8 protein-coding genes and 1 other annotated feature are annotated in these 9569 nt (G+C 25.6%); of the genes, 7 read left to right on the top strand and 1 reads right to left on the bottom strand.

Annotated elements, in window-relative coordinates:
* The first annotated feature begins 123 nt into the window (after positions 1 to 123).
* The 7 genes from GBZ86_RS09310 to GBZ86_RS09280 all read left to right on the top strand — a co-directional run bounded on the left by GBZ86_RS09310 (position 124) and on the right by GBZ86_RS09280 (position 7166).
* Positions 124 to 1407: a D-alanyl-D-alanine carboxypeptidase family protein gene (locus GBZ86_RS09310; RefSeq protein WP_152889999.1), complete on the top strand. Its 1284-nt coding sequence runs from the start codon at positions 124 to 126 to the stop codon at positions 1405 to 1407.
* A gap of 207 nt (positions 1408 to 1614) precedes the next feature.
* Positions 1615 to 1878: a binding site (T-box leader), on the top strand.
* Positions 1879 to 1922: 44 nt separating this feature from the next.
* Positions 1923 to 2945: an aspartate--ammonia ligase gene (gene asnA / locus GBZ86_RS09305; protein WP_152889997.1), complete on the top strand. Its 1023-nt coding sequence runs from the start codon at positions 1923 to 1925 to the stop codon at positions 2943 to 2945.
* A gap of 187 nt (positions 2946 to 3132) precedes the next feature.
* On the top strand, positions 3133 to 4152 hold the full coding sequence (locus GBZ86_RS09300) for an ABC transporter substrate-binding protein (RefSeq protein WP_152889995.1): 1020 nt from the start codon (positions 3133 to 3135) through the stop codon (positions 4150 to 4152).
* Positions 4153 to 4178: 26 nt separating this feature from the next.
* Entirely contained in the window at positions 4179 to 4940 is a 762-nt protein-coding gene (locus GBZ86_RS09295; protein ID WP_152889993.1) for an ABC transporter ATP-binding protein, read from the top strand.
* Entirely contained in the window at positions 4933 to 5727 is a 795-nt protein-coding gene (locus tag GBZ86_RS09290; protein ID WP_152889991.1) for an ABC transporter permease, read from the top strand. The genes GBZ86_RS09295 and GBZ86_RS09290 overlap by 8 nt, the downstream gene beginning before the upstream one ends.
* Positions 5728 to 6071: 344 nt before the next feature.
* A complete protein-coding gene (locus GBZ86_RS09285) occupies positions 6072 to 6455 on the top strand; it encodes a CidA/LrgA family protein (protein WP_152889989.1) in 384 nt (127 codons plus the stop codon).
* Positions 6456 to 7166 (top strand): LrgB family protein, encoded by a 711-nt coding sequence (locus tag GBZ86_RS09280; protein ID WP_152889987.1) that lies wholly within the window; start codon positions 6456 to 6458, stop codon positions 7164 to 7166. It begins immediately after the preceding gene.
* Between the two features lie 72 nt (positions 7167 to 7238).
* On the opposite strand, the gene GBZ86_RS09275 is transcribed toward GBZ86_RS09280, so the two are convergent.
* Positions 7239 to 9443, bottom strand: a complete 2205-nt coding sequence (locus GBZ86_RS09275) for a type IA DNA topoisomerase (protein WP_152889986.1) — start codon at positions 9441 to 9443, stop codon at positions 7239 to 7241.
* Between the last annotated feature and the right edge of the window lie 126 nt (positions 9444 to 9569).

The following is a 9569-nucleotide window of genomic DNA, read 5'->3' as shown; positions in this document are numbered from 1 at the left end:
AAATTGTACCATTTCCTCATACAAATTATTGTTATTCTATGTTATTGATGATATAATTAAAAAATTGATGTTATCATCATAAATGTTTAAAGATTCTGAAATATAATTTAGGGGAGATGAAAATTGAAATCAAAAGAGAATAAAATAATAACCGCTCTATTACTTGCTCTTTTTATTACAGTATTTGCGCCATTTTCTCATATTGTACAAGCTACTGAAAATAAAGAGAACAAATTACCATCTATTGTAGGTAAATATGCTGTAACTATGGATTATGAAACTGGTGAAATTATTTACGCTAAAAATGCTGATGACAGAGCCTATCCAGCTAGTACAACTAAATTGCTTACTGCATTAATTTTTGCAGAAAATGCAAATAAAACTGATGTTATTCCATATACTCAAAATGCTAAACAACAACCAGAATATTCTTTAAACAAAAACTTTAAACCAATTAATATAAATGATACTATGAGTGCAGATAATGTAATGAAAGCTTTACTTTTATATTCTGCTAATGATGCTGCATATATGATTGCAGATTCTGTTTCTGGAAATTCTAAAAATTTTGCTACTATTATGAATGATAAAATTGCTTCTTTAGGTTTAAAAAATACTCATTTTGTAACACCTAATGGATTACATAAAGATAACCATTACACTACAGCTTATGATATGGCAGTTATTACACGTAGTGCATTTGAAAATTCTTGGGTTAGAGATGTTATGGGTTTAAAAAAAGCTACTATTGATATAAGTAATGGTACAAAAATAATGCTAGAAAACAGAAATAAATATATAGGAAAAGATGGTAACATAGGTGGAAAAACTGGCTATACAAGCAAAGCTAATAGATGTTTAACTGCTGTTTATGAAAGAGATGGCAGAAAAATTGTAGGCACAGTTTTAAATTCTGAATATGATGCTAAAGATGAAACTGTTTTTAAAGATATGAATAAAATAATGGATTATAGTTTTAATGCAAAAAAAAGTACTTTATTAAAAGCAAATGAAATAGTTGAAACTATTCCTGTAGAATATAAAGCATTTAAATTTTTTGGTCCAAAGAAAACTATAGATGTTCCTATGGTCTTGACTAAAGATGTAACATATTATAAAAATCCAATAAATGATTCAAACATATCTTATGAAGTTTCCATTAATGATAAAGATGCTTGGCATATTGCTTCAAATTCTGATGCTGCAAAGCTTATTGTTACTGAAAGAAATAGTTCAACCCAATATAATTTGACCCCTGATATTGGATTATTTTCTATAATTAAAGCTAATATTTTATTATATATAGGAAGTTTTATAATCTTCATAGCAATAATAATATTAATATTATTTGTTATTCGTGGAATTAATATAAGAAAAAGAAGACGTAATAGAAGAAGAATATTTTAAAACTATATTACTATAATAAAAAATATAATACAAAGCATGAAAATATTAAATATTTTTATGCTTTTTTTTATTAAAAGATAGTTTTTCTCATATTATTACATTTTTGTATATAATTATTTTAATGAAAATTAAAATAATTATTAAAATTACTCTTTACTTTTTTATTTTTTTAATGTATTATGATATCAATATATATATTCTTTAAAGTAAAATACTTTGAAAGGAAGAGTAATTTAGGAAGTAGTATTAGCGAGTGAGGGATGGTGTGAGCCTCATTATGAAGCCTATTATGAAGAACGTCCTGGAGTAGCTAACCGAAATTTTTAAAAGTAGACTTAGCCGGATCCTTACCGTTATCTTAGGACAGTATCGAATATAAAATATTCCGTACTGATTAAAGTGAATAAATTTATTAATTTAAATTTATTAATTTAGGTGGTACCACGGAAGCAATACCCTTTCGTCCTATAGTAATTTAGGATGGAAGGTTTTTTTATTTTAAGGAGGATAAAATTATGAAAACAATACATGAATCTTTATTTATACCAGAAGGTTATAAATCAACATTAACTATTAGAGAAACTGAAGTAGCAGTTAAAAAAATTAAAGACTTTTTTGAAGATGCTTTAGCTAAAGCTTTAAATCTAACAAGAGTATCAGCACCATTATTTTTAATGTCAAACTCAGGATTAAATGATAATTTAAATGGAGTTGAAAGACCTGTTTCATTTGATATGAAAGCTCTTCCTGATAAAAACATTGAAATAATACATTCTTTAGCAAAATGGAAAAGATTAGCTCTTCATAGATATAAATTTGATGTTTATGAAGGTTTATATACTGATATGAATGCTATACGTCGTGATGAAGACTTAGATAACCTTCATTCTATTTATGTTGATCAATGGGATTGGGAAAAAATAATATTAAAAAAAGATAGAACTATTGATACTCTAAAGGATACAGTTAAGAAAATTTATTCAGCTTTTAAGCAAACTGAGGATTTTGTTTGCTCTTTATATCCTTTTGTAGATTCTATATTACCTGAGGAAATAACTTTCTTAACTACTCAAGAGCTTGAAGACATGTTTCCAAATCTTACTTCAAAAGAAAGAGAAAATGAAATATGTAAATTAAAGAAAGCAGTATTTTTAATAGGTATTGGTGATACCTTAAAATCTGGTGAAAAACATGATGGCAGAAGCCCTGATTATGATGATTGGAAACTAAATGGAGATTTATTATTCTATTATCCTCCATTTGACAGTGCTTTAGAATTATCATCAATGGGAATAAGAGTTGATAAAGATGCACTATTATATCAACTTAAAACTGCACAATGTGAAGAAAAAGCACAATTAGATTTCCACAAAATGCTTATTGAAGAAAAATTACCATTTACTATAGGTGGAGGAATTGGACAATCAAGAATATGTATGTTTTTCCTAAGAAAAGCTCATATAGGAGAAGTTCAATCATCTATATGGAGTGATGAAATAATAAATAAATGCTTAGAAAATGATATTCATCTTTTATAATTACTAAAATATTCAATTTCTATCCTTATAAAAAGCTCACACATATATAAGTGTGAGCTTTATTATGTTAACCTGTAATTTCGTTATAAATCTACAATTTAATAAAAATTTTATTTCTTATTAACAGTTATAAAATATTATCATAAAATATGATTATAATATATTTTTTTACATTAAAGGAGGATTTATGAAACTTAACAGAAAAATTTCTTATATATTATTATTTTTTATTATTATTAGTTTTACTAGTTGCAAAACTAATAATAATAAAGATTTAATAAAAATAAGACTTAATGAGGTTACACGTTCTGTATTCTATTCACCACTATATGTAGCTATAAATAATGGTTTCTTCAAAGAAGAAGGATTAGAAATAGAACTCTCTACAGGTCAAGGTGCTGACAAAACCATGCAACAAGTTTTAAGTAAAAATGCAGATATAGGATTTTGTGGTCCTGAGCAATGCGTATATATATATAACCAAGGAAAAGAAGATTATGGTGTAGTTTTTGCTCAACTTACTCAAAAAGATGGTTCTTTTTTAGTTGGAAGAAATAACGATGAAAAATTTAATTGGTCATCTTTAAAGGGTAAAACTATAATTGGAGGACGACCTGGTGGCATGCCACAAATGAATTTGGAATATGCACTTAAGACTCATGATTTAGACCCCTCAAAAGATGTTGAAATAATTACAAATTTAGCTTTAAATGCTACAAGTGGAGCATTTAAAAGTGGTACTGCTGATTATGTAACTCTTTTCGAACCTAATGCAACAGTTTTAGAGGAAACTGGATCTGGAAAAATTCTAGCTTCTGTAGGAGAAGCTGCTGGTAATGTACCTTACACTTGTTTTTTTGCAACTAAATCTTATATAGAAGAAAATGCTGATATAATAGAAAAATTTACAAATGCAATATATAAAGGTCAAATTTGGATTCAAGAACATTCTAATGAAGAAATCTCTAAATGTATAAGTTCATTTTTCCCCGGTATAGAAATATCTACCATTACTAATGTAATAACAAATTATAAAAAAATTAATGCACTATCAAAAACTCCTAAAATTAAAGAAGAAGATTATAATAGAATGTTAGATATCATTGAAACCTCCAATCCTAATCTACTACCTAATCGCCCACCATTTGAAGAAATTATTAATACATCATTTTCTGAAAAAACTATTAAAAATATAAAAAATAACTAATTTAAATATAAATATGGTGATTTATTATGAGTTATTTATCTATAAATAAAATATGTAAGAATTATAATACTCCTTCTTGTATTACAGAATCATTAAAAGATATTACCTTTGAAGTTTCAGAAGGTGATTTTATAAGTATATTAGGTCCTTCTGGTTGTGGCAAATCAACTTTATTAAATATAATTAGTGGACTTATTTTACCTTCTAATGGAAAAATTTTTTATAAGGATAATCCTTTAAAATATCATACAGATATATTTGGTTATATGTTTCAAAAAGACCAACTTTTTGAATGGCTTTCTGTTTATAATAATGTAATTTTAGGCTTAAAAATAAAAAAACAATTATCTAAAGAAAACTTATATAAAATAAATTCTTTGTTAGACTTATATGGATTATCAAAATTTAAAAATCACACTCCTAGTCAACTTTCAGGAGGTATGAGACAAAGAGTTGCTTTAATAAGAACTCTCTCTTTAAATCCAGAAATTTTACTCCTTGATGAACCCTTTTCAGCCTTAGATTATCAAACTCGTTTAAAAGTTTGTGATGAAATTTACAATATTATAAAACAGCAAAATAAAACTGTTATAATGGTTTCTCATGATATTTCTGAAGCTATTTCAACTTCTAGTAAAATAATAATTTTATCTAAAAGACCTTCTATAGTAAAATGTATCTTTAAATTAGATTTTCCTAAAAAACTGTCTCCTCTTCAAAGAAGAGATGCTCCTAACTTTAAAGAATATTTTAATATAATTTGGAAGGAGTTAGATGGTAATGAGTAAAGAAGAAGAATATGCTTTATATTTAAAAAATTTAAAAAAAGATAAATTAAAAATTATATTTTTTCAATTATTAATTTTAATTATATTTTTTTCAATTTGGGAAACTGCTGCTAATTTAAATTGGATAGATCCTTTTATCACCTCTTCTCCTTCACGTATAATAAAATCTTTGGTAAATATTTATAATGAAGGAACTTTATTTAGACATATATACGTTACTTGTTATGAAACTATTTTAGGATTTATTTTAGGTACAGTATTAGGAACCTTTATAGCAATATTATTATGGTGGTCAGATTTTCTTTCAAAAGTATTAGATCCTTATTTAGTAGTTCTAAATTCCCTACCTAAAATAGCTTTAGCTCCTATTATAATTTTTTGGTTTGGAAATAATATTACTTCTATTATTGTTATTGCTTTATTAATTTCTATTGTTGTCACTATTATAAGCGTTCTTGCTGGATTTAATGAAGTTGATAAAGATAAAATTATTCTTATGAAGACTTTTGGCGCTTCTAAACTGCAAATATTAATTTATCTTATAATTCCTGCTTCTATTCCAACTTTAATATCTGCTCTTAAAATTAATGTAGGACTTTCTTGGGTAGGAGTTATCATGGGTGAATTTCAAGTTGCCAAAGAAGGTTTAGGCTTTCTAATTGTTTATGGTGGACAAATTTCTCAATTAGATATGGTAATGATGGCTATTTTAATATTATCTATTATTGCATATATAATGTATTTAGGAGTATCACTATTAGAAAATAAAATAAATAAAAAATATTAATTTAAAAATCAAAACTATGAATACTTTTCATAGTTTTGTTATTTTAAATTGCATATTTTATTACTTAATTATAAATAAAACTAATAATTTTTTAAAACTTATGCTCTTTTTCAATTAATTTCTAAAAATAACATATATATTAATAAAAAACTTATTATAATTTGTATTTATGTTTAATAAGTAATTATTTTAAGTAACACAAAACAAATAGCCATAGAAAACGCTTTATTAACTTTATACAAAGAATTATTGTAATATTTCATTGTAGCTATAATTTTTTTTTAGTTTTATAATATATATGGTCTATTAAATAGACTTTTATATTTGAAAGGAGTCTTTAGGAAATGAAACTTTTAAGGGAAACGCTCATTGTTATAGCTATATATTTTATAGGTGAGTTTATTTCAAAACTTTTTATTCCTTCTATTCCTGGTAATATAATTGGAATGTTAATATTATTAGTTCTATTATGTACAAAAATAGTTAAAGTAGAACATGTTGGAACTATAACTAAGTTCTTTTTAGATCATTTAGCATTCTTTTTTGTGCCAGCTGGAGTAGGATTATTAACCGCTTTGAATTTATTAGAAGGAAATGTTACCAAGCTTTTATTAATATGTATACTATCTACATTTATAGTTATGGGGGTAACTGGTTCTACAGTTCAATTACTTATTAAAAGAAAAAAAAATAAAAAACATCATTTGAAAGAAAGGATGAACTTATAAATGGAACAATTAATAACTAATCCTCTATTTTCAATATTATTAACTTTATTAGCTTTTGAAATTGGTATGGCTATATTTAAGAAAACTAAATTTCCTTTATTTAACCCTCTACTTATTGCCATTGCATTTGTAATTGCTGTATTATTAATATTCAAAATAAACTATCAAACTTATAATGATGGTGGAAAATTTATAAATAGTTTTCTTGGACCTGCTACTGTTGTATTAGCTGTTCCTTTATATAAACAACTTGAATCATTAAAAGAAAATTTATGGCCTATACTTATAGGTATATTTGTGGGTACTTTTGCATCTGTAAGTTGTGTAATAATATTGGGTAAACTATTAGGAGTAGATACACCTTTAATAGCATCTTTAGTTCCTAAATCAGTAACTACTCCAATAGGAGTTGAAGTAGCTAGTTCTTTAGGTGGAATATGTCCTATAACTATAGTTGCTATTATAATTACAGGAATTACAGGCTCAATAACTGCTCCTATAATTTGTAAACTTTTTAGAATTCATGATGAAGTAGCAGTAGGTATATCTATTGGTACATCTTCTCATGCTGTTGGTACCACTAAAGCTTTCGAATTTGGTGAAACTCACGGTGCTATGAGTTCTTTATCTATAGGTGTCGCTGGTCTTATGACTGTATTTTTAGCTCCACCTATATTTATGATAGCTAGTAAACTTTTAAATTTAGTATAAAAAAATGCATGATTTTTTTATTAGAATAAAAAATCATGCATTTTTTTATTAAATATATTAACATTTATAATACTATATAAATTCAATTTTCCAATTAAAATATCCTGTATTTTCATTTAATTCATATTTAAAATATGCACTAAAAGTGTTGCCTTTTCTACTTTTTAAATTTCTAAAGCCTACTTTTCCATTCTTTAAAAGTAACGCAACCATATCTTTAGATACACTTTTCCCAAAAGAATTTATATACTTATCATTTTTCCATATAGTATATCTACATCCATTTTTCCAATTTATACACCCGAAGCCTTTCTCCCCTTCAATAACAGCATTTCCACATATAGGACATTTTCCTATTTCTTCTTTCCCTTCGGGAATTTCTACTTTAAATTTATGAAGTAATGAATTATCATTCTTTATTTTTTCAACTGCTTCTTTTGTAAAATTAAATATAAGACTTAAAAATTCATCTTTAGAAAATTTTCCTTTTTCTATATCTGCTAAAGTCTGCTCTAATTTACCTGTATATTCTAAATCTAAAAGTTCCTTAGCTGGGAAAACTTCAACTATAGTTTTACCTAAATCAGTACATATAAGACTTTTTCCTTTAGATTTTATATATCCTATATCATTAAGTTTCTTAATAGTTTCTGCCCTTGTTGCTGGAGTTCCTATACTAAATCCACTAAGGATAGCTTTCATCATTTCTTCTGAATTGTCTTCTGAATCTTCATTTTCAATATCTTCATCTTCATTTTTATCACTAATTTTATTTTTCTTGAAATTTTTCCCACAAGTTTCCATAACTCTTAAAAGAGTTTTTTCAGTATGATGCTTTGGAGGCTTCTTTGTCACTTTAGTTACTTTACCATCTGTTATCTCAAGTATTTCCCCTTCAATAACTAAGGGTAATATTGTATCCTTAGTTTCAATTTTTTCTACTTTTCTCCAACCTTCAATTAAACTTACCCTTCCTTTAGCTCTAAATTCACCTTTAGCTTTTTCATCATCAACTTTAATTATTATTTTAGTTTCTTCAAACTCAGCAACAGGCATAAACTGCATTAAAAATCTATTTTTTATAGCTTCATAAACAGCTCTTTCATCAGAAGTTAAATTATTAGGTTTAACATATGTAGGTGTAATAGCACTATGACTCTCTACTTTAGAATTATCAAAAATCCTTTTAGATTTTGAAAATTTTATTTCATTTTCATATGGAAGTCCAACTTTAATTTTATCAAGAACATTTTTTGCTCTATCAACCAAACTTTCTTCTAATGCCATACTTCCTGTTCTTGGATATGTTATGAATTTTTTCTCATAAAGAGATTGTGCTACTTTTAAAACTTTGTCTGATGTCCATCCTTTATATTTACTAGTTATATATCCCTGAAGATTAGAAAGATTAAATAATGGTGATGGATATTCTCTTTTTTTCTCAACCTCTTTTAAAATAACTTTACCGTACTTTCCTTTTATAGATTTCTTAATTTCATCAACATATTCTTTTTTTTCAAATTTTTCACTTTCTTCATAATATAAAGTTTCAAATTCTAAATTATCTTTATTTTTAAATTTCTGAGCTAATTTAAAATAACTACTTTCTTTAAAGTTTTCAATTTCTTTATCTTTGTCATATATAATTTTTAAAGTAGGTAATAATACTCTACCTATATTAATTATTTGTTTATTTTCAAATCCATATCTTAATGTAGCTACTGATGTAAGATTTATTCCTATAATCCAATCTGCAATTTGTCGTCCTATACCAGCATCTTGCAAAGGTTTCATTTCTGAATTAATTTTTAAATTATTTATTCCTTTTTTAACTTCGTTTTCGGTCCACTCATTTAAAAGTATCCTATATATAGGTTTTTTCACATCAAAATATATAAACAATTCATCTGCAATAACTTGCCCTTCACGATCAAAATCTGTTGCAGATATAATACCGTCTACATCATTTCGGTCTATTAAATATTTTATTATATTAAGTTGCTTTGTAGCACCTTTATCCTCAATAGATTTATTACTACTATCTGCTTTTATTTTATAGCTAAAATTATGTGGTATAAAAGGAAATTTATCCATTCTCCATCCCTTCATACTTTCATCATAATCCTTAGCATCATAAAGTTGTAAAAGATGACCAAATGCCCAAGTAACAAGGTATTCATTTCCTTCAAAATATCCATCTTTTCTAGTTTTAATATTAAAAGCCTCTGCAATATTTTTTGCTACAGAAGGCTTTTCTGCAATTATAACTTTTTTCAATATATTACACCTCATTCTTTCTTAATCATCTAATAACGTTAATCAATAATAATTTTATATATCTATAAATTATAGTTGTAAATAAATAAACTCACAACTTTTTAATAGTTGTGAGTATTAATTTAT

The organism is Clostridium tarantellae (assembly GCF_009295725.1).
Taxonomy (GTDB): Bacteria; Bacillota; Clostridia; order Clostridiales; family Clostridiaceae; genus Sarcina; species Sarcina tarantellae.
The sequence above is the reverse complement of the archived record's forward strand: the minus strand, read 5'-3'. Positions and strand labels throughout refer to the sequence as shown.